This window comes from Halobellus rarus (genome assembly GCF_024494595.1).
In the GTDB taxonomy this organism is placed as follows: domain Archaea; phylum Halobacteriota; class Halobacteria; order Halobacteriales; family Haloferacaceae; genus Haloquadratum; species Haloquadratum rarum.
Genome location: NZ_JANHDI010000004.1, coordinates 274,337 through 299,340 on the forward strand (window position 1 = coordinate 274,337; position 25,004 = coordinate 299,340).

The window sequence follows — 25,004 nt, forward strand, 5'->3', positions numbered from 1 at the left end:
GCCTCGGCTTCGAGCGGTTGATCGCGTGGTCGAACACCGAGTCCGACAGCCGTAGCCGACGCGACGGCTCTACCTTCGTAGCCGACGCGACGGCCGCGAACGGGGCGGTCGACCGCCCTCGAAACAAAAACCGAGAGCCAAACTGTGCCGGAAGCCGAGTTCGGGACGAAGCCGCCCTGCGTTATTCGTCGCCTTCGGGCTCGTCGCCGTCGTCTTCGTCCTCCTCGGACGGTTCGAGGTCGTTGTCGGCGATGTAGGTCGCGATCTCGTCGTTCGTGAGTTCGACGAACGCCTCGGATTCGGTGGTGATCGTCGCGACGTCGACGCCGTCGGCGGAGAGTTCGTCGTCGTTCGCCGAGGCGATGGCCCGGAGGGCCAGCTCGACGCCCTCGTCGAGCGTCAGATCGTCCTCGTAGTTCTCTTCGAGGTGTTCTTGGAGGTCGCTGCGATCCGCGCCGATCGAGACGGCCTTCCACTCGTAGGGCGTCCCCGAGGGGTCGGTCTCGTAGAGGCGCGGTTCGCCGTTCTCGATGCCGCCGATGAGCAGCGCGACGCCGAACGGCCGCGCGCCGCCGACCTGCGTGTACTGCTGGATGTGGTCGGTGACGTTCTTCGTCAGCGTCTCGATGCCGACCGCCTCGCCGTAGCGGAGCCGGTTGACCTGCGCCTGCCGCCGCGCGAAGTCGATGAGCTGTCGCGCGTCGGCGACGTGGCCCGCCGAGGCGATACCGGCGTGGTCGTCTGCCTTGTGGATCTTCTCGACGCTCGTCGGCTCCATAAGCGGGGAGCGCGAACGCTTGTCGGCCGCGAGGACGACTCCCTCGGCTGTTCGGACCCCGACGCTCGCGGTCCCTCGCTTGACGGCCTCCCGGGCGTACTCCACCTGGTAGAGGCGACCGTCCGGCGAGAAGATCGTGATTCCACGGTCGTATGCCTGCTGTTGGGCTTGTCCCTGCATAGTATCACTCGAAATCGAGCCGCGTCGCGCCCGCGAACCCGTCTGCCCCCTCGACGTCGACCCGCGCGTCGCGGACGACGGCGGGACGGGATTCGTTCTCGAACACGACGTCTCTCTGTTCTCCACGTCCGGTCCGACCGTTCAAATACCTTTCCTCACAGGCGCGAACGGTGCCCGAAATCCCGCGGATCCGGAGGCCGACCGGATCGCCGTCGACCCGGTCGAGAGCGGCGACGGCGGCCCGCGCCCGATCCTCCGTACCGCGGTGCGCACGAACGATCGTCTCGCCGTCGCCGTCGGCGAAGTGAAACGCCAGCACCGTCAGATCGGCCTCGGCGCTCCCGGTGTCGCCGTAGAGGTTCTGCGCCGCGTACCACAGGTCGCGCTGGAACGCGCCGCGGTCGAAGTCGGCGTCGGGCCAGGCCTCGATCCCGACTGCCAGATACCGCCACCGTGGCTGGAGGTGTTTGGGGAGGTGCTTCACGTGCGCTCACTCCTCGCGGGTCGCGTTCGACTGCTCTCCCCTCCGTTTCGGCGTGACGCCCACCCGCTCGCTCGACGCCCCGAAGCGCTCGGCGACGAGGACGCCCACCTGATCGTGGACGCGCTCGACGGCGGTGAGCACGAACCCCTCGTCCGTCAGCGCGTCGACGAGCGTGCCGACCGTCGCCGGATCGTCCACCTCCGGACTGTAGAACGGCTCCTCGGCGTCGGGCGTCCCGAAGAACATCACGTCGCCGAGGACGAACCGCCGCGGGTTCAGGTCGGCGACGACGCGGATCGCTTCGCGCTTCTCCGTATCCGAGAGGTGATGCATCGCGAAGTTGGAAGTGACAATATCGACGGGTCCGTCGAAGTCGGGCTCGCGGAACCGTCCCACCCCGAACTCGACGTTCTCGATTCCCGCCTCCTCGGCCTTCGTCCGGGCCTCCTCGAGCATCCCCTCGCTGATGTCCCGCCCGATCACGCGCTCGGCGTGCGGAGCGAGCGCGAGGGCGATCACACCGGTTCCGGTTCCGAGGTCGAGAACGACGTCGTCGGGTCCGGGGGCGGCGTGCTCGACGACCAGATCCGCACACGCGAGGTACTCCGTCGAATCCTGCTCGTCGTCGTAGGAGGACGCCACCGCGGAGAACCGCTCGGCGTGTTCGTCAATCGTCTTCTTCATACCGACCGCGTTCGACGCCCGGGGCAATGAACGACTCGGAGCGCCGCTCGCGGTTTTGGGCGACGAGCCGGCCCCACTCGTCGAGCCCCTCTCGAATCCACTCGTCGCCGAGGCCGATCTCGTCGCCGACAGCGGCCAGTTCCCTGGGCGCTCGAAGTTGGAGGTGTGAGGTGGGGTTCACGGACACGACGTACGGCGCGTCGTAGTGGTCGAGGAGTCGCTTGAGCTGCCGGAGTTTCGAGAGGTGACGGACCCGGTGTCCCCCGCGCGTTCGGAGCGCGGGGCCGAGGTTCACCTCGATTCGGACGTCGTTCTCGCTGGCGGCCTTCGCGAGCACGTGGTTGACCTCGCCGTCGCCGCGGTTGTCGTTCTCGTCGGCGCTCGTCGCGGCGACCGCACCCTCGAACGGCCGCGCGAGGACGTCGACGCGCGCCTGCTCCACGGCGAAGCGGTTCAGCGCGTTCGTCCCACCGCTGACGATCACGACGGTGTGTTTCGTCCGCGCGTTGCCGACCGCGCCGCTGGCGCGCTGCGGATCCGGCGCGACGATCTCGGCCGCGTCGACGACGTCGACCGCACAGGCCTCGCGGAGACGGTCGTAGTGGGGGTCGGCGTCGTCCGCTCGGACGACCACACCGTCGTAGCCGTACCGCTCGGCGGTCCTCGCGAATCGCGAGGCCGTGCTCCGTCCGTCGGGGTGAGCGTGGACCGCCTCGTACATAGCCGAGAGGACAGCGCGGGTGCGTATGGCAGTTACGGTCGGGCGGCGGTTCCGGCGGTTCCGGGTTCTTACGGTCGGGCGACAGTCCCGGTGATTGGGTTCAGTCGTCGACCCCGACGAGACGCCGCGTCGCGTCCGTCAGTGCCGCCGCCGCGCGGCGCACGTCCGCGACGTCGACGTACTCGCGCTCGGCGTGGGCGACGGCCCCCTCGTCGTCGGCGAGGACGCCCGGCCCGAAGACGACGACCGGCGCGGGCGCGAAGTACGACGCCTCCGTCGCGGCGGTGAACGGGCGGACGGTTCCGGACCCGCCGGCCCGCTCGGACGCGGCCGCGAGCGTCCGCACGAGCTCGTGGGACTCGTCGGTCGCGAAGGCCTCCAGAAACGGCGTCGGCCGGTCGGTGAGTTCGAACGCGACGCCGACGTCGTCGGGGACGGCCTCCCTGATCGCCGTCTCCAGTTCCGATCGGAACCCCGCCGCCGTCTCCGGGGGGACGCTCCGTCGGTCGAGTACGAGTTCGCAGCGCGCGGGTACCTGGTTGGTCGAGTCGCCGCCGGAGACGACCGTCGGCGTCAGCGTCGCTCGGCCGAGTTGGGGGTGCGGCTCGCGCTCGGCGTCGAACGTCCGGACCGCCGCGAGCGCGTCTTCGAGGCCCGCGATGGCGTTGATCCCGGAGTCCGGTTCGGCGGCGTGTGCGGCCGATCCTGCGAGCGTCAGCGTCCCCTGGAACCGACCCTTCGCGGCGGTGCAGACGTCTAATCCGGTCGGCTCGCCCACGACGTAGCAGTCCGCGTCGAGATCGAGGGCGGCCGCACCGGTCGAGAGGACCTCCTCGTCGGGCGTCACCGCGAGCGTCACGCGGGTGTCCTCGCGGGGCTCGACCGCGAAGAACGCCGCGAGGATCGCCGCCAGCGGTCCCTTCGCGTCGCAGGAGCCGCGGCCGTGGATCCGAACGAGCCGGCCGTCGACCCGCTCGCGCTCGAACGGCACGTGCGGCGAGACCGTGTCGATGTGGGTGTTGAAGACGAGGTGCGTCCCGGTGTCACCGGCCGCGTCGGAGTCGGCGGCGTCCCCCGGACGGCCTCCAGCCCCCCTCGACGCGATGGTGTTGCCCGCGTCGTCGACGCGGGCGTCGATCCCCTGCGATTCGATCGTCTTCACCAATAGCTCGCGCATCTCCGCGACATCCTCGGCCGAGTCGATCGGAACCGCGGATTCGAGGAACGCGACCGGGTCGAACGCCGTGGATTCGGCGGCGGCGTTCGAGACGGAGCCGTCGGCAGTGGTCGGGGCCGAGCCGTCGATATTCGAGACCGGGTCGTCGGCGACTCCGGGGACCGAATCGTCGTCCGCCATCTACGTCGATCGGACCACGGTGTCGAGTTCGTCGGAGAACTCCCGCTCCGCGGGCCCCGCGAGCGTCGCCGAGTCGCCGTCCGGGACGGTGATCCGGAGGTCGCCGCCCGGCGGGCTGACGGTGACGGTCTCGTCGCCGTCGATGAGGCCGAGTCGCTTGGCGACGGCCGCGACGGCGACCGCGCCGGTGCCGCAGGAGCGCGTCTCCCCCTCGACGCCGCGCTCGTAGGTCCGCTGGCGGAAGTGGGGCCCGGCGTCGGATTCGTCGGCCGCCCTGACGTCGGATTCACCATCCGCGTCGACCCGGGAGGCGAGCGTGACGTTCGCGCCCTCGGGGAAGACGTCCGCGTGCCGAACCGCGGGCGCGACGGATTCGAGATCCACGTCGTCGACGTCGTCGACGACCGCGACGGCGTGCGGAACGCCCGTGTTCACCGCGGTGACGGTGAGCCCCTCGACGTCCTCCTCGATCAGTTCGGTTTCCCGGGCCAACGGGACGTCCCGCGGCGCGAAGGACGGTATCCCCATCTCGATAGTGACGTCGTCGCCGTCGACGACGGCTCTTCGCGTGCCCGCGGGCGTGTCGATCATCAGTTCGTCCGCTCCGGTCCGTTCGGCCGCCCACGCGGCGGCGACGCGAGCGCCGTTGCCGCACATCGCGGCCACGGAGCCGTCCGGCTGGACGAGCGTCATCACGACGCGCGGCGGGGAGTACATCGACTCCAGCGCCAGAAAGAGGACGCCGTCGGCTCCAGTTCGCGGGGATTCCTCGTGGTCGACGCCGGTCTCGCGGTCGCAGTAGGTCGTCGCGAACGCGGGTCGGTCGGGGATCGATTCGACGGCGTCGACGACGATGAAGTCGTTGCCGGTGCCGTGGTACTTCTCGACTGTTACTCTGCCGTGCTGTACGCTCATTGTTCCAGGCTGGTCAGGTCTGTCAGGGACTCGCGCCGCCGGGCGAGCCGAACGGTCGTGCCGGCTAGGGCGACCTCCGCCGGTCGCGGCCGGGAGTTGTAGGTGCTCGACATCTCGTATCCGTACGCGCCCGCGTTCCCGACGGCGAGGACGTCCCCCCGTTCGGGTCGCGAGAGCGGTCTGTGCTCACACAGTACGTCCGCCGACTCACATATAGGTCCCGCTACGGTCGCGTCGATTTCCTCGGTGTCCGCAGCGGCTGAGAGGTTCGCGATCGCGTGGTAGGCGTCGTACATCGCCGGCCGGAGTAACGTCGTCATTCCGGCGTCGACGCCGACGACGGTGGCGTCTCTCGCCTCCTTGACGGTGTTGACGGTAGTCAGAAGGACGCCGGCGTCGGCGACGACGTACCGTCCGGGTTCGATCGCGAGCGTCGCGCCGATGTCGTCGGACGCGGTCCGACGGTCCGCTGAGCCTCGCTCGTCGACCGCACCGAGCGCCTCGCGGGTCGCTTCAGCGACCGCCTGCAGGTCCAGCGGCGGCTCGTCCTCGCGGTACGGCACGCCGAAGCCGCCGCCGACGTCGACGAACTCCAGCGGCCCCACCCGGGATTCGATCTCCCGAGTGAGATCGCCCATCCGATTCACCAACTCCCGGTGCGCCGAGAGGTCCTCGCCGGAGATGCCGCTGCCGGCGTGGGCGTGGACGCCCACGAGGTCGAACTCGTCAGCCCACCGGGTGGCAAGATCGGCGACCCGTTCGATCGGGATCCCGAACTTCGCGTTCGCGCCGGTACTGACCTTCTCGTGGTGGCCCGCGCCGACGCCGGGGTTCGCGCGGACGCAGAGCCGCCCGTCGAAGCCTCGCTCGCGGAGTCTGTCGACCGTGTCTTCCGCGCCGACGGTGACCGTCAGTCCCGGGTGCTCCCGCCAGCGTTCAACCACGAGGTCCAGGTCGCGGGCGGGCGGGTTCACCGCCGTGTACTGGACTCGATCGCCGGGGAAGCCCACCGCCAGCGCGCGCTCGACCTCGCCCGCCGACGCGCACTCGACGCCGAGGCCGGCCTCGCGAACCGTTCGCAACACGTCCCGGCCGGTGTGCGCCTTCGCGGCGTAGCGGACGTCCGCGTCGGGGAACGCCTCTCGGAGCCGAACGCAGTTCTCCTCGACCCGATCGAGGTCGACGACGTAGAGCGGGGTCTCGTACTCCTCGGCGAGCGCGACGAGGTCCTCCTCGTCCCACTCGGCGAGTCGGCGGACCGCCGGCCCGCCGTCGCCGACCTCGCTCATTCCCGCAGCGCCTCCTCGCGCCGGGTCTTATCGAGCGTGTCGTCCTCGATGTCGAGGGCGACGACCGCCGGCTTGTACGCGCCCGACTCGAAGAGGTCGTGATCGCCGAGCGATGATTCGACGTAGCGGGTGAACGCGCGGCGGTCGGACGGAAGGTGGCCGTAGATGACCTCCTCCTCGACGAGGTCGTAGACGGGAATCCGGGGGCTGAGGAGCGTGTTCTCGCCGACGACCGTGTTCTCGCCGACGTGGAACCCGGAGGTGACGCGACAGCCCGCGCCCAGGGAGACGCCGTCCTCGACGATCACGGGCGCGTCCTCGACGGGTTCGAGGACGCCGCCGATCAGCGTGTTCGCGCCGAGCTTGACGTTCTCGCCCAACTGGGCGCAGGAGCCGACGGTGTCGCAGGAGTCGACGAGCGTGCCGTCGCCGACGTGCGCGCCGACGTTGACGAACGACGGCGACATCATGATGCAGTCGGCGCCGAGGTACGCGCCGCGGCGGATGGCGGTGCCGTCCGGCGTGTTGCGCGTGCCGCGGCCGCCGAGGTCGGTCGTCGACCGGAGCGGGAGGACGTCGTAGTAGGTGACGTCGCCGTACTCGCGCGGGAGCGTCTCGCGCAGGCCGAAGTTCAGCAAGATGCCGCGCTTGACCCACTCGTTGACGACCCAGCCGTCGGGGCCGCTTTCCCCCACCTGCTCGGCCGCCCGCACGTCGCCCGTCTCGAGGGCGTCGAGGAACGCGTCGAGGGTCGAGCGCGCCGCCGACCCCGCGCTCGCGGCGGAGACGTCGTCGTCCTGGTAGCGCTGCCACAGGTCTTCTACGTCGGATTCGAGGCTCATCGTGAATCAGTGTCCGTGTCGTCATCGCCGGCGTCCAAGACTTCGTCGAAATCGTACCGCCCCGGGTCGCGGCCGGCCAGCCAGACCGCGGCGTCGAGCGCGCCCGCGGCGAAGATGCCGCGCGAACCGGCGCGGTGGGTCAGTTCGAGCACCTCCTCGTTGCCGGCGAGCAGGACCTCGTGCTCGCCGGTCACGTCGCCCGCGCGGCGGGCGTGGACGCCGATCTCGTCGCCCTCGCGCGGCTGTTCGCCGACGCGCCCGTGGACGCGTTCGGCGGTTTCAGTATTTCCTTCGTCGCTCGTGTCGCCCCCCGATCCCCGCGCGTCGTCGATGTCGTCGAGGATCGTCAACGCGGTACCCGAGGGCGCGTCGCGCTTGCCGTTGTGGTGGGTCTCCGTCACCTCGATGTCGTAGCCGGGGAGCGCGGCGACGGCCTCGCGGACCGCCCGCCGGAGCGCGCCGACGCCCCGAGAGAAGTTCGACGCGCGCAGGAACGGCACGTCCCGGGCGACGGCGTCGAGCGTTTCCGCTCCCGCCTCGTCGTAGCCGGTGGTCCCGACGACGACGGCGACGCCGCGGTCGGCCGCCGCGCGGAGGTACTCCACGCTGGCGTCGGGGACGGTGAAGTCGACGAGGACGTCGACGGCGTGCTCGTCGAGCGCGGTTCCGAGGGCCGAGTCCTCGACGACCGCGTCCGGCGCGCCGGGCGCGTCGCCGCTCGGGACGTTCCCCGGCGTTCGACTCGCCGCGAGCACGTACCCGACGTCCCCGTGGTCGGCCGCGGCAGTGAGCAGTTCGCCGCCCATCCGACCGCTCGCGCCGGTGATCGCGACGGTGAGGTCGCCGCCCATCACACCGCCTCCGTCTGCTCTCGCTGCGTGTCCTCGTCGTCGAGGTCGGCGAGGATCCGTTCGAGGTCAGCGCGGTTTTCCGGCTCTATCTCTGTCAGCGGCGGGCGGAGCGCGCCGGAGTTGTGCCCGCGGATCGCCATCGCGGCCTTCACCGGGATGGGGTTGGTCTCGACGAAGAGCTGTCGGAACAGCGGCGAGAGCTCGAAGTGGAGCTCGCGTGCGCGTTCGAGGTCGCCGTCGATCGCGGCGTCGACGAGTTCGACGGTCCGCTCGGGTTCGACGTTGCCCGCGACGGAGATGACGCCGCGGCCGCCGAGCGAGCAGACCGGCAGCGTGAGCGCGTCGTCGCCGGAGAGCACCGCGAGATCCTCCTCGCGGGTGTATTCGATCACTTCGGAGATCTGTGCGACGTCGCCGCTTGCGGCCTTGTACGCCCGGACGTTCTCGTGGGTCGCGAGGTCCGCGACCGTCTCGGGTTCGACGTTCTGGCCCGTTCGACTCGGGACGTTGTAGACGATCTGCGGGAGGTCGACCTCGTCGGCGATCGTCCGGAAGTGTTCGTAGAGGCCCGCCTGTTCGGGCTTGTTGTAGTACGGTGAGATCAGAAGCAGCGCGTCCGCGCCGGCGTCGGCCGCGCGGCGGGAGAGGTTCAGCGCCTCGCGGGTCGAGTTCGATCCCGACCCCGCGACGACGGGGACGTCGTCGACGGCCTCGACGACCGTCTCGACGACCTCGATGTGTTCGTCGTGGGTCAGCGTCGCGCTCTCGCCGGTCGAGCCGGCCGGAACGAGTCCGGCGACGCCGGCGGCTTCGAGCCGTCGGGCGTCGGCTGCGAGCGTTTCGTGGTCGATTTCGCCATCCTGGTCGAACGGCGTGGTCATCGCGGGGAACACGCCGGTGAAGTCGATCTGTGTCATCGTTGTAGGGTGTACTGTCGTCTACCGTGTAGGGTGTGTCGGTTGTTCGTCGCCGATCCGTGGGTTTCGACGTCGGTCGACGGTCGAACGTCGGTGCGCGCCCGGCCGGAGGCCGCCAGGGACGGGGATGCCACTCCCGCCCAGAGCGTCAGGGCGCGCGTTTTTTACTGGTGAAAAGGGAGCCACGCGTCGCTGACTGACGGGGCGAGTCCGTCGAAGTCGACGTGGCACGCGTCACACTGGGCAGTGGACGCTCCGGAATAATATACGTTTCGTCGTCGAACGCCGATGACGGCAAATCGGAGGTCCCACCGCAGGACCGGACATTCATGTACTATGACGCCCCCAGGGACAGTATGACCGAGATTCACCCGAGTCAGCGGGTGGCGATGCTCGCGGACGCACAGAACCTCTATCACACCGCCCAGAGTCTCTACTCGCGGAACATCGACTACTCCGCGCTCTTGGAGAAGGGCGTCGCGGGGCGGGAACTCACCCGCGCCATCGCGTACGTCGTCCGCGCGGACTCGCCCGACGAGGAGAGCTTCTTCGAGGCGCTCGCCGACATCGGCTTCGAGCCGAAGATCAAGGAGATCAAGACGTTCGGCGACGGGTCGAAGAAGGCCGACTGGGACGTCGGGATGAGCCTCGACGCCGTCACGCTCGCGAACCACGTCGACACGGTCGTCCTCTGTACGGGCGACGGCGACTTTTCCAGGCTGTGTTCGCATCTCCGACACGAGGGCGTCCGCGTCGAGGTGATGGCGTTCAAGGAATCGACCGCCGAGGAACTGATCGAGGCGACGGACGCGTTCATCGACCTCTCCGAACGCCAAGACACGTTCCTGCTCTAGAAACCGTCCCGCCGACCACGACGGCTCCCCGACCGAGGGTGCGAGCCCGGGCCCCAGACTCAGGCGGCGCGGGCGTCGGACCCGCCGGCTCTGAGCGCCGCGAGCGCCGTGCCGACCACGGCGACGCCGGCGATAGTTCCGGCGAGATAGCCGCTGACGCCCGCCTCGAAGAAGAGGCCGCTGCTCGCGAAGAGCAGCAGCGCACCGAACCCGACCAACCGGACGTCGACTGTCATACTCGACTCGGAGAACGCGTCGGTATATATGAGTTTCCGAGTCGCGAGAGTGTGCGAACACGGCGCATAGGTCGTCGGAGGCACCCACTCGACCGCCTCGGGTGAGGGGTTGGAACGCCCCCGCGGACCGCGAACGTCTTGCCGCTCCGCGGTGAAGCGGGGTTATGAGCGACGCAGACGGCGATGGGGAGACGATGCCGGAGTTGCGAACCATCGCCGACTACCAGTTCGGACCGGGCGCGGGCGAGGCGCTGTTTCCGAGCGACGACGACGAGTCGCTGACGGTGCACCGGTCGACGAGCGGTCGCCCCCGACAGATCGTCGCGACCGAGGGTCGGATCGTCTCCTACGGGACCGACGGTCGGTTTACGCTCGGCGTCGCCGGCGGCCGCCGACTGGTCGACGCCTTAGAACAGCCGACGGCCCGCGTCGTCGTCGGCGAGGAGAGCGAGCCGTTCGTCCGCGACGGCAAGAACGCCTTCGCGAAGTTCGTCCGGGAGGTCGACCCCGACGTCAGACCCGGCGACGAGGTCGCGGTCGTCCTCGACGACGACACCGTCATCGCGGTCGGGCGCGCGGAGCTCTCGGCCGACGCGATGGCGGACTTCGAGACGGGGATGGCGGTCCACGTTCGCGACGGGGCCGACGGCGACGTGTAGTCCGGGCGATAGCGACTCTCAGAGCCCGAGCGCGGTGAGGATCGGAACGCCGCTGGCGAGCGCGCCGACGAGGTAGCCGCCGATCGCGCCGCCGTTCAGGAGCGGGAGCCCGGCGTGAGCGCGTCCCTTCAGGACCATCCAGAGGAGGACGAACAGGCCGGCGAACGTCCCGAGCATCGCCGTCAGCGCGGGGAACGTCAGCGCCGGGAGCCACCCGATTCCGAGCGAGGGCGTCAGCGACGCCGGGAGGAAGAACGCCGCGCTGGCGATCATCACCGTCGGCATCACGGCGTCGCCGAGGCCGATGAAGAACGCGTCGCGGACGTCGTCGGCGTCTTCGACAGGGTCATCATCGACGTCGGCCGCAACGTCACCACCGCCCGCGACGTCGCGGTCGTCGCCGTCATCGCCCGCGACGTCCACGTGATCGTCGCCGCCCGCGGCGTCCGCGTCGTCGTCGCCGCCCGCCTCTGCCACCGTTTCAGCGGCGTCGGTGTCACGAAGGGAGTACGACAGCGTCGTGGGCACGACGAGCACCACCGGGAGTTTCAGATCCATCACGCCGGAGGCCAGATCGAGCATGTGTTCGGTGCCGTAGACGCTGATCGCGTCGTAGACGGCAAGCACCGAGAGGAGCAGGATGGCGGGCAAGAGCCCGAAGCTGATTCCGAACAGCCCCGCGGCCCCCGCGCCCATCAGGACGCCCGCGGCGTCGATGACGTACCACTCGGGGTGAACCACGAGCAGCGCCGCCAGGAGGACCGACGCGCCGATCGCCGCGAGCGGCGGGAGCAGGACGGAGAAGACGTACCACGCGATCGAGGCGGCCGCGAGGACGACGAACGCGCGGACGACCCAGTCGAGGTCGAACTTGAACGCCGCGAGCATCGCCGCCGTCGCGACGAGGATCGCGACGATGTAGACGAGGCTGTTCGTGGGATCGGACGGGTCCTCGACGGTCTGATAGCCCGACTCGTAGAACGTCGGCACGAGCGCCAGCGCGCCGAGTTGGACGAGGAGGAACAACAGCGCGGCGAACCCGACGCCGGCGGCGACGCGTCTTCGCATACGCCAGCGTTGCGACCGACCCACTATGGGGATTGTGTTTCGGGCTGCCGGCGGTCGGTCACGAACGTCGACCGCTCGCGACGGCCACGCCCGAAACATCCGTTAGGCGGCTCCCCGTACGCGGTGGTATGCGCCTCGATACGCTCGGCGTCGACCGCTCCGTCTCGGTGTTGTTCCCACCGGAGGTACTCCTCGAAACGCTGGGGGACCTCCCGGTCGAGACGGTCCTGATCGACGGCGACTCGAACACGGACTCGAATACGACAGAGCGCTGTGACGGCGTCGTCACGTTCGAGTACCGACCGTCCCTCCTCGACGCCTCGTGGGTGCACTCCGTGCAGGCCGGCGTCGATCGGTTCCCGCAGGAGCGGTTCCGCGAGGCGAACGTGCGCCTCACGAACAGCACCGGCCTCCACGGCGACGCGATCGGCGAGACCGTCGCGGGGTATATGCTCGCGTTCGCCCGCCGCCTGCACACGCACGTCGCGAACCAACGGGAGAAACGCTGGTCGCGGCCGGAGTGGGACGAACCCTGGACGATCGCCGGAGAGCGGGCGTGCGTCGTCGGTCTCGGGAGCCTCGGACGCGGCGTCGTCGACCGCGCGACCGGACTCGGCCTGGACGTCGACGGCGTCAGACGGACGCCCGTTCCCGAGCCGGGTGTCCATCGGATGTACACGCCCGACGCCCTCGAAACGGCGATTTCCGACGCGCGGTTCGTCGTGCTCACGGTCCCGCTCACGCCGGAGACGGAGGGGATGGTCGACGCCGACGTCTTCGCGGCGATGCGCGAGGACGCGTACCTAATCAACGTCGCGCGTGGCCCCGTCGTCGACCAGCGGGCGCTCGTCCGGGCGCTGGAAGACGGCGGGATCGCGGGTGCGGCGCTCGACGTGTTCGAGACCGAACCCCTCCCGGAGTCCTCGCCGCTCTGGGAGATGGACGAGGTAATCGTCACGCCCCACGCCGGATCGGCAACCCGGCAGTACGGCGACCACGTCGCCTCGATCGTCGCCGAGAGCGTCCGGCGTATCCGCGCCGGCGAGGATCCGGTCAACCGCGTCTGCTGAGGGCTCCGCTCGCTGGCGTCCGTTGCGGTCGAAAAGAAATCCACCGCGCGTCCGGCGAAGTCGAGCGCTCTTCGTTACCGCGCGTAGAGCCGTTTCCCGACGAGGGACGCCGGCCGAACGTCGCCCGCGGGCGTGACGGCGACGTAGGGACGGGAAACCGGCCCGAAGACGTCGACGACGCGGCCGACCGCCGACAGCGACTCGTCGACGGCCTGCGCGCCGATGTCGGGGTGGTCGGCGTCGTCACAGCGGACGATGAGGAGGTTCTGCGCCGTTCGCGAGACGGTTCCGAGGCGCTGCATCGTCAGTCCCGGAGGATCCCGACGTAGGCGGCGACCGCCTGCACGAGGTCGTTCTTCGTCGAGTCCTCAGCGCCCTTCACGAGCACGCGACCGCGGGCGTCCCACTCGCGGGGATGCGTCACGTCGCGTTCGATCACGGCGTCGTAGCCGATCTGCTGGACGGCCTGCGCGATCTCGTCGACCGTCGGCTCCTCGACGGCGTCGTCGAGCGGGACCCGACGGCCGTCCTCGCGGGAGACCGACGCGTCGAGGTAGCGCGGCCAGATGACGTTCTCGACAGCCATAGTCCAACGACCGCGACGCGCCCGTAATACGGTTGTGGTCCCGCCCGCGACCGGCCGACCCGCACAGGAGTAGAGCGATCGCCACCGCCCGAGTCGACATTCTTTATCCGCCCGCCCGCGACCATCGCGTATGGACCCGGACCTTTCGCCGCTCGACGACTACCTCGACGAGGCGGGCCTAGACGGCTACCTCGTCGACGCCGACAGTTCGGACTCGACCCAGCGATACCTCTCGGGCTTCGACGCGCCGGACCCGTTCGTGACGCTCTACACGCCCGAGACGACCGCGCTTCTCGTCTCCGCGTTGGAGTACGGCCGCGCGAACAGACAGAGCCGCGCGGACGAGGTGTCGCGACTGGCAGACTACGACTACCGGTCGCTGGCCGGAGAACACGGTCCCAAGGCGGCGAAGGCCCGCGTCGTCGCGGCGTGGCTCGACGACCGGGGCGTCGACGACGTGGCGACGCCGGAGCGCTTCCCGCTCGGCCCCGCGGACCGACTCCGCGAGCGGGACGTCTCCGTCGCGCACGAAACCGAGGACGTCGTGACAGAAGTGCGCGCGCGGAAGACCGACGAGGAGATCGAGCACATTCGCGCGGCACAGCGCGCCAACGAGGCCGCGATGGACGCCGCGGCCGACCTGCTTCGTGACGCCGAGATCAGCGGGCAGGATGGGAAACGGGTGCTCGCCGTCGACGGCGACGCCCTGACCAGCGAGCGCGTCCGCGAGGAGATCGAGGTCACGCTGCTCCGTCACGGCTGCGCGCTCGACGAGACGATCGTCGCCTGCGGAGCCGACGCCGCCGACCCCCACGACCGGGGGAGCGGGCCGCTCAGGCCCGACGAGCCGATCATCGTCGACATCTTCCCGCGCTCGAAGGAGACCAAGTACCACGCGGACATGACGCGGACCTTCGTGAAGGGCGAGCCGACGGACACCCTCCGCGAGTGGTTCGACCTGACCCACGAGGCGCTCGCCGCCGCGCGCGACGCCATCGAACCGGGCGTGACCGGCGCGGCCGTCCACGATATCGTCTGTGATGTCTACGAAGACGCCGGCCTCCCGACCCTCCGCTCGGACCCGAAGAGCGAGACCGGGTTCATCCACTCGACCGGCCACGGAGTCGGACTCGACGTCCACGAACTACCGCGGCTGTCCCCCGACGGCGACGAACTGCGACCGGGCCACGTCGTCACGGTCGAACCGGGGCTGTACGACCCGGAGGTCGGCGGCGTGCGCATCGAGGACCTGGTGGTCGTCACCGAAGGCGGCTCGGAGAACCTGACCCGACAACCGATCGAACTGCAGATCTGACCGCGATTAAGCCGTGCTTAGCGCGAAGCGGGCCGAGAAACAGTATGCCGGTCGCGGTCCGCGGACGGCAGTCGCCGGGAGAGCGGCTGCCGCCTCAGACGGACGATTCGCCCGCGTTTTCGGAGCTGTTCGAATGTCGGTTCTTCGCGTCTCGGTAGTCTTCGAGCAGCGACTCCAGCGCCTCACCCGTCTCGGGGGTGAGAACGCCCGCGGCCTGACGGACCACGTGGTCGTCCTCGACGAGGAACGCGTAGATCGTCTGTTCGCCGAGGAGGCCGAGTTGACGCTGGAACCTCTGTTTGTTGACCGACAGCAGGATCGTGTTGTCGTGAACGCGCTGTCTGGCGTTGGTCGGCGACATCCCGCCCGTGGAGGTCGGCGGGAGCATCCCCCCCTGACTGCCGACGACGAGTTCGTAGTACGCGAAGTGATCGAAGCGGTCGCACAGTTCGGTGGCGAACTGCCGCCACGATCCGACGAGCGACCGTTGGCGGAGGTGAAAACTAACGACGAGGAGCGTTTGCTCTCCGTCGAGGTCGTCGGGCAGGGTCACCCGACGCCCTTGCGTGTCTCTCCCGGAGACCGTGGGAAATTTCATCAGTAACTGCTGTCCTTACGTGCGTATTGTTATACGGCGGTTAAGCGTGCATTCGCCTCCTGCGTGGCCGGATTCCGGTGTCCGCGCGTCAGCGGAAGCCACTTTCGACTCGATCGACCGGGCAGTGTCTCGGTGTCGCAGATTCCTTTCCCCCAGCGGTCTTCTAGCGACCGGACCAATAAACGTACGCGCCCAGGTATCAAAGTCGATAACAACGAACTGGGTTCGGAGGCCGCGCGGACGGAGCCGACCCCGTCATCGAACTCCTTTTGATTGCGGCGGCGCGTAGTCGGCGGCAATGGAGGTACTCGTCGTCGGAGCCGGCGCGATGGGTCGCTGGGCCGGCGAAACGCTCGAAACGGAGTTCAGCGTCGCGTTCGCCGATCGGGATCCGGACGCCGCGAGCGCCGCTGCGGACGCGGTAGGAGGACGTGCGGTCGCACTCGAAACGACGGCGACGTTCGACGCGGTCTGCATCGCCGTGCCGATCACCGCCGCGCGTGCCGCCATCGAGGCGCACGCCGACCGGGCCTCGCGAGCGATGCTCGACGTCACCGGAGTGATGGCCGGCCCGGTGGCGGCGATGCGGGAACACCTGCCCGAGCGCGAGCGCGTGAGTCTCCACCCGCTCTTCGCGCCGGAGAACGCGCCGGGAAACGTCGCGGCCGTGGTCGACGCCACGGGACCGGTGACCGACACGGCGCTCGACGCTATCGCCGAGGCCGGGAACCGCGTCTTCGAGACGGACCCCGAGGAGCACGACTCGGCGATGGAGACGGTCCAGGCGGGAGCCCACACCGCGATCCTCGCGTACGCCCTGGCCGCCGAGGACGTCCGCGAGGAGTTCGCAACGCCCGTTTCGCGCGCGCTCTCGGACCTCGTCGGGACCGTGACCGAGGGGACCCCACGGGTCTACCGCGAGATTCAAGAGTCGTTCGAGGGGGCCGACGCCGTCGCGGCCGCCGCGAACCGGATCGCCGAGGCGGACGGCGAGGCGTTCGATCGACTGTACGAGGAGGCGAGAGAGAAACGACGCCGACGGGTCGAGGACGCGGGCACCGCCGACGACTCGGTAGACGGCGACGCGACTGCGCGAGACGACGACTCGACGCGAGGCGACGGACAGTGATCGACCGCGAGGCCGTCCGGTCGAACGCGAAGTATCTCCGCAACGTGCGTCCGATCGATCCCGAGGAGATCCACGAGTACGTCGAGGGGACGCCGCACCCGGCGGTCGTCCGGGAGACGCTCCGGGAGGAAGCGTACGACCTGCGCCTGCGTGAACGCGAGGACGGCACGTTCGTCCCGGTGAGCGACGACCCCGCGCCGCGGCCGGGATGGGCCCCCGACACGTTCCCCGAGGGGTACGCCTTCGCCGTCGAGGACCTGCTCGTCGAACGCTACGGCGCGAACTGGCACCGCGGCGAGAGCGGCGACCGACTCAGGGGAGCGATCCGACGGCTCAAGGAGGATTACTACCGGCAGAACCCCGTCGAGTACGACGAGGAGGCCGCGCTCGGATACGCGATCTACCACCTCCCGGACTACTACGCCGCGATCGGGTACGTGCTCGACGACCTCGCGGAGCGGGACCTGCTTCCCAGAACGCTCCGCGTGCTCGACGTCGGCGCGGGCGCGGGCGGACCGGCGCTCGGCCTCCACGACTACCTCCCCGACGACGCCGTCGTCGACTACCACGCCGTGGAACCGTCGGCCGCGGCCGACGTGCTCGAACGGATGCTGACGGAGACCGGTCGGAACTTCCGGACGACGATCCACCGCGAGACCGCCGAGGCGTTCGACCCTCAGTCGATCGGCGACGACGACAGCGGAATCGACCTCGTCGTCTTCGCCAACGTGTTGAGCGAACTCGACGACTCCGAGGACGTCGCCGCGCGGTATCTGGACGCGGTCGCCGACGACGGATCGTTCCTCGCGCTCGCGCCCGCGGATCGAAACACCAGCACCGGGCTCCGGGAGATCGAACGCGCGCTCGCACCCGCCGATTCCACCGTCTCCGTCTACGCGCCGACGCTCCGACTGTGGCCCGGCGAGGCCCCCTCGGACCGCGGCTGGTCGTTCGACCGCCGCCCCGACGTCGCCGCGCCTCCGTTCCAGCGCCGCCTCGACGAGGCGGGGGAGTCGGACGAACCGCCGGAGGGGAGCGGCGCGTCCGGTCGCACGCCCGGCGACGGCACGTTCAGAAACGAGACGGTGCAGTTCTCCTACTTCGTCCTCCGCCCGGACGGCGCGCGTCGGACCGACGTCCGTGCCGACCCGAGTCGCCACGCGAAGATGGCAGAGATGGAGCGTCACGTCACGAACCGGATCGATCTCCTCGCCGTCAAACTGAGCCGGGATCTGACCGACGACGCCGACGCCAATCCGCTGTTCAAGGTCGGCGACGGGAGCGAGGCGGTCGAACACTACGCCGTCTCGACCGTCCGCGACCCGCTGAACGAGGCCGTGTTCCTCGGGGACTACGGTGAAATTCTCGCGTTCGAGAACGTCCTCTGTCTGTGGAACGACGACGAGGGCGCGTACAACCTCGTCGTCGACGGCGAGACGGTCGTCGAGCGGGTCGCGTGAGCGAACTGTCACCCGAAACCGTCTGAGCGGTACACATTTCCGCCGTCCGACGAAGAGACCGGTATGAGCGAATCGCTCTCCGTCCTCCTGACCAACGACGACGGCATCGACGCCGTCGGGTTCCGCGCGCTGTACGAAGGGCTCTCGGAGTTCGCGGACGTGACCGCCGTCGCGCCCGCGGACGACCAGAGCGCGGTCGGTCGGCAACTCTCCGCCGACGTCAGCGTCCGCGAGCACGAATTCGGATACTCGGTCGAGGGTACTCCCGCAGACTGCGTCGTCGCCGGCCTCGAATCGCTCTGCCCCGACGTCGACGCCGTCGTCTCGGGGTGTAACAAGGGCGCGAACCTCGGCGCGTACGTGCTCGGTCGGTCGGGGACCGTGAGTGCGGCCGTCGAGGCGGCCTTCTTCGACGTACCGGCGATCGCCGCATCGTTGTACGTTCCGGGCGGCGGCGACACGCCGTGGCACGAGCAGGCGACCGAGACCGAGGACTTCCGCGAGGCGACCCGCGCGACGACGTACCTGCTCCGGCACGCGCTCGGCGCGGGCGTCTTCGAGCAGGCCGAGTACCTCAACGTCAACGCCCCACTCTTGGAGGAGAGCGCCGATCCCGCGCCGATCGATATCACGACGCCCTCGAAGCTATACGAGATGACGGCCGAACACGACGGCAACGGAACAGTCACCCTCCACGATGGGATCTGGGAGCGGATGCGCGGCGACGACCTCCCGGACCCGGCTGGGACCGATCGCCGCGCCGTCGTCGAGGGGCGGGTGTCGGTCTCGCCGCTGACCGCGCCGCACACGACCGAACACCACGAGGCGCTCGATGCGCTCGCGGAGACGTACCTCGACGCGGTGTAGCGGCGGCCCGTGAGAAGAGACGCTCCACGAAGAGAGCGTTCCTACTCCAGCACCGCGGCGAATCTGAGTCGGCGGTAGTCGGCAGTCCACACGCCGTCGTCGTACAGTTCCCCGCGGAGTCGATCCTCGACGGCGGCGACGACGTCGGATCGCTCGCCGTCCGGGACCGGCCCCAGGAGCCGATCGCCGAACATCTCGAGCCAGTTGGCCATCCCCTCATCGCCGTCTTCGAGTTCGGTCGGGCGATCGAACAGCCTCGCGTAGCGGACCTCGAAGCCGTGCGCTTCGAGCGTCGTGGCGTGTTCACCGATCGTGGGGAAGTACCAGGGATGGGTCGGGGGTTCGTAGCCGCGCGCGTCCAGTTCCGCCCGGACGGCGTCGGCGATAGCGGCGACGTTGCCCGAACCGCCCAGCTCGACGACGAAGCGCCCGCCGGGACGGAGCGCGTCCGCGACCGAGTCGAGGACGGCGTCCTGGTCGTCGATCCAGTGCAGGACCGCGTTCGAGAACACGGCGTCGAAGGGTTCTTCGGGGTCGAACAGCTCTTCGACGTCGAAGTCGCGGGCGTCGGCCCGCCGGAAGTCCCGCTCGGGGTACGTCTCTCTGGCCGTCTCGACCATCTCCGCGGACTGATCGATCCCGACGACGTCGGCCCCGGCGTCGGCGATGCGCTCGGTCAGGTGGCCGGTGCCGCAGCCCAGATCCAGGACCCGCTCGCCCGGTCCCGGGTCGAGGAGGTCGAGGACGTCGGCACCGTACTCGTAGACGAAGGCGTGCGAGCCGTCGTAGGCGTCGGAGTCCCAGTCCGATTCCGGGTCTGTTTCGGCTCCGTCCCCCGGGTCCTCGTTCGGCGCAGTCATCGACTGGGGTTGTGAGCCCGGCGGGTTATAAGATGGCGGTCGCCGTCGAGCGGCGACGACCTCCGAGACCAGAAGGGAAACGCTCTTTTCGGGTACGGACGGATATGAGGCATATGAGCGACGGGGACGACGAGACGGCCGCTGATTCCGACGCGGCGGCGTCCGAAGACGAACTTGACGTGACGCCAGACACCCTGAACGAACGCCTCGACGACGTCGAGTCCGCCCTGGAGGACGCGGCGACCGAGTCGGACCTCGACGGCGTCGAAGCCGACCTCGACGGCGTCGAGGCGGACCTCGAGTCCGCCGACCTGCCGGAACCCGACGAGGACGACGAGGACGCCGAGGACCCGCGCGAGGAGCTCGAATCGCGGGTCGCAGAACTCCGCGACGACCTCGAATCCCAGCGGGGCCCCTACGCCAGCGACGTCGTCGACGACGTCGAAAGCGCCCGCGCGAAGGTGACCGACACGCGCTGGACCGAACAGGGCGCGACGGAGATCGTCGACGTCGTCGTCGCGTTCGCCGACGCCGTGAACGACACGCTCGACGCGGACGTCGCAGTCGACGAGGACGAAAGCGGCGAGGCGCAGGAGGAGGCGCTCGCCGCTGCCCTCGACGACGCGAAAGCGGCCGTCGAGGACGCCGGCCTCGACGCCGACGAGGACGCCGAGACCATCGCGGCGCTCCTGGAGGCGACCGACGAACTCGAATCCGGTCTCGAAGACGCCCAAGAGTGGGACGACTTAGAGACCAACGAACAGCTGATGGCGGAGGGGTTCTACGACGTCCTCGGGCACTACAAGGACTACCCGCCGGAGCTGTCGGCGCTGAAGGAGTGGGAGAAGCGCGGCCGCGTCGATATGATCCTGCTCGCGAAGGACAGCCTTCAGTCCGAATTTATGGAGGAGCACTGTATGGACGCTCTCGTGCGGATGGCCAACCCCGAGGCGTTCGAGGAGATGCACCAGCTGGCCCAGCGCCGCGATAAGACCGCGATCAAGGCGCTCGGTCGGATGGGCGACGGCGCCGAAGAGGCGGTCGAGACGCTCCTCGAGTACGTCGACGCCGACTCCGATCCGGGTCTCCAGAAGGTGACGCTCCGCGCGCTGGGAGAGATCGGCTCGACAGAGGCGACGCAAGCCATCGCCGACAAACTCGAAATGGACAACGACAACGTGCGACCGTACGTCGCCCGCGCGCTGGGACTCATCGGCGACACCCGCGCCGTCGAGCCGCTCTCGGACACCCTCGCGGAGGACGACAGCGACACCGTCCGCGCGGCCGCCGCGTGGGCACTGCGACAGATCGGTACCGAGGACGCGCTCGAGACAGTCGCCGAGTACACCCACGAGCGCTCCTACCTCGTCCAGCACGAGGCCGACCTCGCCGCGGCGGCGCTCGGAGACGGCGACGCCGACGCCGACGCGGAAGCGCCGGCCGCGTAAGCGCCGGCCGCGGACGCACAGCGGACGGCTTCTCCCCGTGACGTAAGTTCAAGTAGGGGCGGGCGGCCAGAGGCCCCGTGCCACCCGCCCGACGGATCGATCGCATCCGCGCCCGAGAGACGCGGGACCGTGCCGCCTCCCCGCGGGGCCACCGCGTCGCCGTTCTCGCGTGTCTCGTTCTGGTCGTGAGCGTCACGGCACTTGCAGGGATTCCGGTGGCTGATGCCGTCGAGGGAGACGGCTTGGAGATCGGAACGACGGCGTCGACAGCGAACGCCTCCACTCCCGGCCCTCGGATCGTCGCCGCGTTCCCGGACCCAGTCGCCGACGACGACGTCGGCGAGTACGTCGTCGTCGACGCCGCCGGCACGGCGAACCTGACGCTCTCGGACGGGGAATCGACGGTCTCCGTTCCGCCCGCCGGCGTCGTCGCTCTGTCCGCGCACCCGAACGCGACCCGCTCTCTCGTCGACGCGCCGGTCGTCGATGCCGGCCTCTATCTGTCGAACGGGGGCGAGGAACTGATCCTCCGGCGCGACGACCGCGTCGTCGACCGACTCGCGTACGACCGCGCGGAGGAGGGCGAGCGGCTGAACGCGACGACCGGTCGGTGGACGCCGCGAGGGCTGACGCCGCGTCCGGTCGTCCCGACCGGGCCGGCCAACGCGACGGCGTTCGTGCTCCCCGACGCCTCCGACGTCCCGACGGAGACGCTCGAAGAAGCGGACGAGCGAATCCTCCTCGCCGGGTACACCTTCTCTTCCTCGCGCGTCGCCGACGCGCTTCTCGCCGCTAGAGAACGGGGCGTCCGGGTGCGGATCCTCTTGGAGGGCGGCCCGGTCGGCGGGATGACGACTGATCAGCGCGAGCAACTCGACCGGCTCGTCGCCGGCGGCGTCGAAGTCCGCGTGATCGGCGGCCCGCACGCGCGGTTCGCGTTCCACCACCCCAAGTACGCCGTCGCCGACGACGCGGCGCTCGTGATGACGGAGAACTGGAAGCCCTCGGGGACGGGCGGCCGGGACAGTCGCGGCTGGGGCGTGCGCGTCCGCTCCGCGCGGACGGCCGACGAACTCGCCGCCGTCTTCGCGCACGACGCCGACGGTCTCGACGCTATTCCGTGGCGGCGACATCGCGAGAACGCGTCGTTCGTCGAGGAGTCGCCGGCGACGGGGTCGTTCGATTCACGAGTCGACCCGAGGCAGGTCGCCGTCGACGACGTGCGGGTCCTGACGGCACCGGGGAACGCCGGGACAGCGGTCAGGAGGTCGATCGGAGGCGCGGATGAGCGCGTCGACGTGCTCTCGCCGCGACTCGACGTCGAAGGGAGGTACTTCGCGGCGCTCGTCGCCGCCGCCGAGCGCGGCGTTCAGGTTCGAATATTGCTCTCGAACGCGTGGTACGACGAGGAGTCGAACCGGGCGGTCGTCGAGCGGACGGCCGAACTCCGCGAGCGAGGCCTCCCGATCGAGGCGCGGATCGCCCGGCCCGGGGGTCGCTTCGGGAAGGTCCACGCGAAGGGGGCCGTGATCGACGGGGAGACGGTCATCCTCGGGAGTCTCAACTGGAACGCGCACGCGACGACGGAGAACAGGGAGGTCGTCCTCGCCCTCGACGGGACGGAACCGGCGGCCTACTACGCGGGGACGTTCGCGGCCGACTGGGAGCGGTCGGCCGGCGGGAGCGAAGAGACGGGCTGGAAGACGAAAACGACGCTGGCGCTCGGCGCGCTCTCAGCGGTCGCGCTCGCCGGGGTGGCGCTCCGACGGACGGTGGAGTTCGAATGAGTCGGAACCGTTCGCGGCTCGCCGTCGTGGATCACCCCGATCGCCCCGCTCAGATCTCGGTGTCGACGATCGCCTGCGAGGAGAGCTCCTCGTCGAGCTCGGCGTCGGCCATCTTCTCGACGAGGCTGTCGATGACGGACTCGCGCATCCCCTTGACGAACTTGATCGAGCCGACGACGAGGTGGCCGCCGCCGGAGACGCCGCCGCCGACGACCTCCTCGTTCAGCTCTTCGACCATCCGCGGGATGTCGAGGCGGACGCCGTCGGAGCGGAGCACGGCGAAGTCGGGACCGTACCCGATCGTGATGACCGGTTCGCCGTGTTCTTTCACCTTCCGGTCGTGGAGTTTGCCGGTCGTCTTCCCCGGCGCGGGGTAGGTGAAGCGGTGGGCCCACTCGTCGAGGTCGGCGGTGTAGAGGTGCGCGTCCGACTCCAGCCGCTCGTGTTCGAGATGGGAGGCGGCGGCGTCCATCTGCTGTTCGATGTCGCGCTCGGCGCGGGTCGCGAGGAACTCGACGAGCTCGCGGTGGCGCTCCTCGTCGTCGCAGCCGACGTTCAGGACGTCGTTGACGAGCGACTGGCCGTCGTTGTAGCGCAGCCAGTGGGCCGCGTAGTCGAGGGCTTCGCCGACGTCGAGGAGGCGTTTGCGGTCGTAGCCCTCCTCTTCGGCCAGCGAGATGAACTCCTCCATCGCGTCGGCCTTCGAGCGGTCCGCGAGTCCGGCGACAGCGGGAACGTGCCGCAGTTCGTCGGTCAGGTCGGGGTCGATCATCCGCGCGAGTTCGACGCACATCATCCCGGTCGTGATCCGGTAGTCCTCGTCGTAGAGGTACGGGTTGACGTGGGCGTCGAGGAGGTCCTCGACGGCCTCGGGATCGGGGTGGTGGTGGTCGACGACCGCGATCGGCATATCGTAGTGCGCGAGGTTCTCGTAGGCGGGAACGTCCTCCTCGGTCGAACCGTTGTCGAGCATCAGGAGCAGCGGGAGGCGCTGTCCGTGCCGGGCGCGGCCCTCGAGCGCGAAGTTGAGGTCGCGCGTGACGTCCTCCATCTCGTAGAACGGCGCTTTCGAGGGGAGACGCTTGATGAGATGCCGTGGGGCGTCGGCGTCGTCGTGGACGGACTCGATGAAGTTCTCTAAGGCCAACTGGACCGGCACCGACGCGCACATCCCGTCGCCGTCGGCGTGGTGTCGAACGCGGATCGGGCGACCCTCCAGCACCGTCCGGCGCAGCAGTCGGGCGACGTCGCGGAGGTCCCCTCTGAGCTTCTCGAACGCCGGCCAGTCGACGAGCGGATCGACGTCCGCGGGGGCCGCGCGGTCCTCGAAAGCGGCGTCGAGGCGCTCGCGCGCCGCCGCCGCCGCGTCGCCGTCGAGTCGGGTCAGCGAGTCGACCTCGATCTGAACCGATCCGTCGTGCGATTCGACGTCGCCGCCGACCCGGACGACGTCGTCGAGTTCGACCGCGGGGAACGCGCGGACGCCCGCTTCGCGGAACGCCGCCGCGGAGACGATGCCCGTCTCGTCGGCGATCCGGAACAGCGTCGGCCCGCCGGTCTGTTTGATCTGGGCGACCTGCCCCTCGACGTGGACGGAGTCGCCGGCTTCCAGCCCCGCGATGGGCGTGAGATCCGGTTCGTGATCGACGACGACCGTCTGGTACGTCGACCCCCGGAAGACGTCGAAGGCGAGGTCACCGTTCTCTTTGATCTCTTCGAGCGTCACCGTCAGACGGTCGCCGACCTCGTAAGAACGGTCGAGGTTCGACTCGTGGACCAGACCCGAGACCTCGTCGGAGACGTCGACGAAGATGCCGTACTCGACGACGCCGTTGACGACGGCGTGGTAGTTGGCGTCCGCTTCGACGTCCTCGGACGTGCAGTTCGGTGCGAGATCGTAGACGATCGGTCGCGAGTCGCCCTCCGAATTCGGAGCGGACCCGCCGCCGGAATCCCCGGCGTTGTCGGCGGTCATACTGCCGAACAGTGCTGCGTCGCGGTTAAGACTTTACAATCGCTGCCGACGCCGCTCCAGCGGACAGCGACCGT

General features: G+C 69.6%; 26 protein-coding genes. 9 read left to right on the forward strand and 17 right to left on the reverse strand.

Going from position 1 to position 25,004, the window contains the following annotated elements; all coding sequences use genetic code 11:
* Positions 1 to 181: 181 nt before the first annotated feature.
* The 10 genes from psmA to dapA all read right to left on the reverse strand — a co-directional run bounded on the left by psmA (position 182) and on the right by dapA (position 9,018).
* Complete coding sequence (gene psmA, locus NO876_RS06490) at positions 182 to 958, reverse strand: archaeal proteasome endopeptidase complex subunit alpha (protein WP_256420869.1); 777 nt, start codon at positions 956 to 958, stop codon at positions 182 to 184.
* Positions 959 to 962: 4 nt separating this feature from the next.
* Complete coding sequence (locus NO876_RS06495) at positions 963 to 1,442, reverse strand: Rpp14/Pop5 family protein (RefSeq protein WP_256420870.1); 480 nt, start codon at positions 1,440 to 1,442, stop codon at positions 963 to 965.
* A gap of 6 nt (positions 1,443 to 1,448) precedes the next feature.
* Positions 1,449 to 2,126 (reverse strand): class I SAM-dependent methyltransferase, encoded by a 678-nt coding sequence (locus NO876_RS06500; RefSeq protein ID WP_256420871.1) that lies wholly within the window; start codon positions 2,124 to 2,126, stop codon positions 1,449 to 1,451.
* On the reverse strand, positions 2,110 to 2,847 hold the full coding sequence (locus NO876_RS06505; RefSeq protein ID WP_256420872.1) for an RNase P subunit p30 family protein: 738 nt from the start codon (positions 2,845 to 2,847) through the stop codon (positions 2,110 to 2,112). Before NO876_RS06505 ends, NO876_RS06500 begins: the two co-directional genes overlap by 17 nt.
* A 100-nt stretch (positions 2,848 to 2,947) precedes the next feature.
* A complete protein-coding gene (locus NO876_RS06510) occupies positions 2,948 to 4,204 on the reverse strand; it encodes a M20 family metallopeptidase (RefSeq protein ID WP_256420873.1) in 1,257 nt (418 codons plus the stop codon).
* Positions 4,205 to 5,119 (reverse strand): diaminopimelate epimerase, encoded by a 915-nt coding sequence (dapF, locus tag NO876_RS06515; RefSeq protein WP_256420874.1) that lies wholly within the window; start codon positions 5,117 to 5,119, stop codon positions 4,205 to 4,207.
* The gene (gene lysA / locus NO876_RS06520; RefSeq protein ID WP_256420875.1) at positions 5,116 to 6,408 is read right to left on the reverse strand and encodes a diaminopimelate decarboxylase; all 1,293 of its coding nucleotides are present in this window, start codon (positions 6,406 to 6,408) and stop codon (positions 5,116 to 5,118) included. The genes dapF and lysA overlap by 4 nt, the downstream gene beginning before the upstream one ends.
* The gene (locus NO876_RS06525) at positions 6,405 to 7,250 is read right to left on the reverse strand and encodes a 2,3,4,5-tetrahydropyridine-2,6-dicarboxylate N-succinyltransferase (protein ID WP_256420876.1); all 846 of its coding nucleotides are present in this window, start codon (positions 7,248 to 7,250) and stop codon (positions 6,405 to 6,407) included. The genes lysA and NO876_RS06525 overlap by 4 nt, the downstream gene beginning before the upstream one ends.
* Positions 7,247 to 8,101: a 4-hydroxy-tetrahydrodipicolinate reductase gene (gene dapB, locus NO876_RS06530; RefSeq protein WP_256420877.1), complete on the reverse strand. Its 855-nt coding sequence runs from the start codon at positions 8,099 to 8,101 to the stop codon at positions 7,247 to 7,249. The genes NO876_RS06525 and dapB overlap by 4 nt, the downstream gene beginning before the upstream one ends.
* Positions 8,101 to 9,018, reverse strand: a complete 918-nt coding sequence (gene dapA / locus NO876_RS06535; protein WP_256420878.1) for a 4-hydroxy-tetrahydrodipicolinate synthase — start codon at positions 9,016 to 9,018, stop codon at positions 8,101 to 8,103. Before dapA ends, dapB begins: the two co-directional genes overlap by 1 nt.
* 356 nt (positions 9,019 to 9,374) lie before the next feature.
* On the opposite strand from dapA, the gene NO876_RS06540 reads away from it, so the two are divergent.
* Entirely contained in the window at positions 9,375 to 9,872 is a 498-nt protein-coding gene (locus NO876_RS06540) for a LabA-like NYN domain-containing protein (RefSeq protein WP_256420879.1), read from the forward strand.
* 59 nt (positions 9,873 to 9,931) lie between these two features.
* Here the strand turns inward: NO876_RS06540 and NO876_RS06545 are convergent, their stop codons facing one another.
* Positions 9,932 to 10,108 (reverse strand): hypothetical protein, encoded by a 177-nt coding sequence (locus NO876_RS06545; RefSeq protein ID WP_256307825.1) that lies wholly within the window; start codon positions 10,106 to 10,108, stop codon positions 9,932 to 9,934.
* Between the two features lie 164 nt (positions 10,109 to 10,272).
* Here NO876_RS06545 and NO876_RS06550 point away from each other — a divergent pair, with 164 nt between their 5' ends.
* Positions 10,273 to 10,767, forward strand: coding sequence for a PUA domain-containing protein (locus tag NO876_RS06550; RefSeq protein WP_256420880.1), 495 nt, complete (start codon positions 10,273 to 10,275; stop codon positions 10,765 to 10,767).
* 18 nt (positions 10,768 to 10,785) lie between these two features.
* Here NO876_RS06550 and NO876_RS06555 read toward each other — a convergent pair whose 3' ends face one another.
* The gene (locus NO876_RS06555; RefSeq protein WP_256420881.1) at positions 10,786 to 11,835 is read right to left on the reverse strand and encodes a presenilin family intramembrane aspartyl protease PSH; all 1,050 of its coding nucleotides are present in this window, start codon (positions 11,833 to 11,835) and stop codon (positions 10,786 to 10,788) included.
* A 128-nt stretch (positions 11,836 to 11,963) separates the two neighbouring features.
* Here NO876_RS06555 and ddh point away from each other — a divergent pair, with 128 nt between their 5' ends.
* Positions 11,964 to 12,905 carry a D-2-hydroxyacid dehydrogenase gene (gene ddh, locus NO876_RS06560; RefSeq protein ID WP_256420882.1) on the forward strand — a complete coding sequence of 314 codons (942 nt, stop codon included), beginning with the start codon at positions 11,964 to 11,966 and terminating at the stop codon, positions 12,903 to 12,905.
* A gap of 74 nt (positions 12,906 to 12,979) precedes the next feature.
* Here ddh and NO876_RS06565 read toward each other — a convergent pair whose 3' ends face one another.
* Together NO876_RS06565 and srp19 are read right to left on the reverse strand one after the other, a co-directional pair.
* Positions 12,980 to 13,207: an H/ACA ribonucleoprotein complex subunit GAR1 gene (locus NO876_RS06565; protein ID WP_256420883.1), complete on the reverse strand. Its 228-nt coding sequence runs from the start codon at positions 13,205 to 13,207 to the stop codon at positions 12,980 to 12,982.
* A gap of 2 nt (positions 13,208 to 13,209) precedes the next feature.
* A complete protein-coding gene (gene srp19 / locus NO876_RS06570; RefSeq protein ID WP_256420884.1) occupies positions 13,210 to 13,491 on the reverse strand; it encodes a signal recognition particle subunit SRP19 in 282 nt (93 codons plus the stop codon).
* Between the two features lie 130 nt (positions 13,492 to 13,621).
* Here srp19 and NO876_RS06575 point away from each other — a divergent pair, with 130 nt between their 5' ends.
* Entirely contained in the window at positions 13,622 to 14,806 is a 1,185-nt protein-coding gene (locus tag NO876_RS06575) for a M24 family metallopeptidase (protein ID WP_256420885.1), read from the forward strand.
* Between the two features lie 94 nt (positions 14,807 to 14,900).
* Here NO876_RS06575 and NO876_RS06580 read toward each other — a convergent pair whose 3' ends face one another.
* The gene (locus NO876_RS06580; protein ID WP_256420886.1) at positions 14,901 to 15,404 is read right to left on the reverse strand and encodes a hypothetical protein; all 504 of its coding nucleotides are present in this window, start codon (positions 15,402 to 15,404) and stop codon (positions 14,901 to 14,903) included.
* 298 nt (positions 15,405 to 15,702) lie between these two features.
* Here NO876_RS06580 and NO876_RS06585 point away from each other — a divergent pair, with 298 nt between their 5' ends.
* The 3 genes from NO876_RS06585 (at position 15,703) to surE (ending at position 18,860) form a co-directional block, all read left to right on the forward strand.
* Positions 15,703 to 16,533, forward strand: coding sequence for a prephenate dehydrogenase/arogenate dehydrogenase family protein (locus tag NO876_RS06585; RefSeq protein WP_256420887.1), 831 nt, complete (start codon positions 15,703 to 15,705; stop codon positions 16,531 to 16,533).
* Positions 16,530 to 17,993 carry a small ribosomal subunit Rsm22 family protein gene (locus NO876_RS06590; RefSeq protein WP_256420888.1) on the forward strand — a complete coding sequence of 488 codons (1,464 nt, stop codon included), beginning with the start codon at positions 16,530 to 16,532 and terminating at the stop codon, positions 17,991 to 17,993. Before NO876_RS06585 ends, NO876_RS06590 begins: the two co-directional genes overlap by 4 nt.
* Before the next feature lie 63 nt (positions 17,994 to 18,056).
* On the forward strand, positions 18,057 to 18,860 hold the full coding sequence (surE, locus tag NO876_RS06595) for a 5'/3'-nucleotidase SurE (protein ID WP_256420889.1): 804 nt from the start codon (positions 18,057 to 18,059) through the stop codon (positions 18,858 to 18,860).
* 41 nt (positions 18,861 to 18,901) lie between these two features.
* Here surE and NO876_RS06600 read toward each other — a convergent pair whose 3' ends face one another.
* Positions 18,902 to 19,720: a class I SAM-dependent methyltransferase gene (locus NO876_RS06600; RefSeq protein ID WP_256420890.1), complete on the reverse strand. Its 819-nt coding sequence runs from the start codon at positions 19,718 to 19,720 to the stop codon at positions 18,902 to 18,904.
* A 113-nt stretch (positions 19,721 to 19,833) separates the two neighbouring features.
* Between NO876_RS06600 and NO876_RS06605 the strand changes: the two genes are divergently transcribed.
* Together NO876_RS06605 and NO876_RS06610 are read left to right on the forward strand one after the other, a co-directional pair.
* Entirely contained in the window at positions 19,834 to 21,168 is a 1,335-nt protein-coding gene (locus tag NO876_RS06605) for a HEAT repeat domain-containing protein (protein WP_256420891.1), read from the forward strand.
* Positions 21,169 to 21,245: 77 nt separating this feature from the next.
* On the forward strand, positions 21,246 to 22,955 hold the full coding sequence (locus NO876_RS06610) for a phospholipase D-like domain-containing protein (RefSeq protein WP_256420892.1): 1,710 nt from the start codon (positions 21,246 to 21,248) through the stop codon (positions 22,953 to 22,955).
* 49 nt (positions 22,956 to 23,004) lie between these two features.
* Here the strand turns inward: NO876_RS06610 and han are convergent, their stop codons facing one another.
* Entirely contained in the window at positions 23,005 to 24,930 is a 1,926-nt protein-coding gene (han, locus tag NO876_RS06615; protein WP_256420893.1) for a Hef-associated nuclease, read from the reverse strand.
* Positions 24,931 to 25,004 lie beyond the last annotated feature (74 nt).

Bases quoted from the DNA above. Each gene is read 5' to 3' on its own strand.
- NO876_RS06510 (WP_256420873.1), bottom strand. From the start codon at position 4,204: ATGGCGGACGACGATTCGGTCCCCGGAGTCGCCGACGACCCGGTCTCG.
- NO876_RS06525 (WP_256420876.1), bottom strand. From the start codon at position 7,250: ATGAGCCTCGAATCCGACGTAGAAGACCTGTGGCAGCGCTACCAGGAC.
- srp19 (WP_256420884.1), bottom strand. From the start codon at position 13,491: ATGGCTGTCGAGAACGTCATCTGGCCGCGCTACCTCGACGCGTCGGTC.
- han (WP_256420893.1), bottom strand. From the start codon at position 24,930: ATGACCGCCGACAACGCCGGGGATTCCGGCGGCGGGTCCGCTCCGAAT.
- surE (WP_256420889.1), top strand. From the start codon at position 18,057: ATGAGCGAATCGCTCTCCGTCCTCCTGACCAACGACGACGGCATCGAC.
- NO876_RS06545 (WP_256307825.1), bottom strand. From the start codon at position 10,108: ATGACAGTCGACGTCCGGTTGGTCGGGTTCGGTGCGCTGCTGCTCTTC.
- NO876_RS06585 (WP_256420887.1), top strand. From the start codon at position 15,703: ATGGAGGTACTCGTCGTCGGAGCCGGCGCGATGGGTCGCTGGGCCGGC.
- dapB (WP_256420877.1), bottom strand. From the start codon at position 8,101: ATGGGCGGCGACCTCACCGTCGCGATCACCGGCGCGAGCGGTCGGATG.
- NO876_RS06565 (WP_256420883.1), bottom strand. From the start codon at position 13,207: ATGCAGCGCCTCGGAACCGTCTCGCGAACGGCGCAGAACCTCCTCATC.
- NO876_RS06600 (WP_256420890.1), bottom strand. From the start codon at position 19,720: ATGACTGCGCCGAACGAGGACCCGGGGGACGGAGCCGAAACAGACCCG.
- NO876_RS06550 (WP_256420880.1), top strand. From the start codon at position 10,273: ATGAGCGACGCAGACGGCGATGGGGAGACGATGCCGGAGTTGCGAACC.
- psmA (WP_256420869.1), bottom strand. From the start codon at position 958: ATGCAGGGACAAGCCCAACAGCAGGCATACGACCGTGGAATCACGATC.
- NO876_RS06505 (WP_256420872.1), bottom strand. From the start codon at position 2,847: ATGTACGAGGCGGTCCACGCTCACCCCGACGGACGGAGCACGGCCTCG.
- NO876_RS06555 (WP_256420881.1), bottom strand. From the start codon at position 11,835: ATGCGAAGACGCGTCGCCGCCGGCGTCGGGTTCGCCGCGCTGTTGTTC.
- dapF (WP_256420874.1), bottom strand. From the start codon at position 5,119: ATGAGCGTACAGCACGGCAGAGTAACAGTCGAGAAGTACCACGGCACC.
- NO876_RS06540 (WP_256420879.1), top strand. From the start codon at position 9,375: ATGACCGAGATTCACCCGAGTCAGCGGGTGGCGATGCTCGCGGACGCA.
- NO876_RS06575 (WP_256420885.1), top strand. From the start codon at position 13,622: ATGGACCCGGACCTTTCGCCGCTCGACGACTACCTCGACGAGGCGGGC.
- ddh (WP_256420882.1), top strand. From the start codon at position 11,964: ATGCGCCTCGATACGCTCGGCGTCGACCGCTCCGTCTCGGTGTTGTTC.
- NO876_RS06500 (WP_256420871.1), bottom strand. From the start codon at position 2,126: ATGAAGAAGACGATTGACGAACACGCCGAGCGGTTCTCCGCGGTGGCG.
- NO876_RS06580 (WP_256420886.1), bottom strand. From the start codon at position 15,404: ATGAAATTTCCCACGGTCTCCGGGAGAGACACGCAAGGGCGTCGGGTG.
- NO876_RS06605 (WP_256420891.1), top strand. From the start codon at position 19,834: ATGAGCGACGGGGACGACGAGACGGCCGCTGATTCCGACGCGGCGGCG.
- dapA (WP_256420878.1), bottom strand. From the start codon at position 9,018: ATGACACAGATCGACTTCACCGGCGTGTTCCCCGCGATGACCACGCCG.
- lysA (WP_256420875.1), bottom strand. From the start codon at position 6,408: ATGAGCGAGGTCGGCGACGGCGGGCCGGCGGTCCGCCGACTCGCCGAG.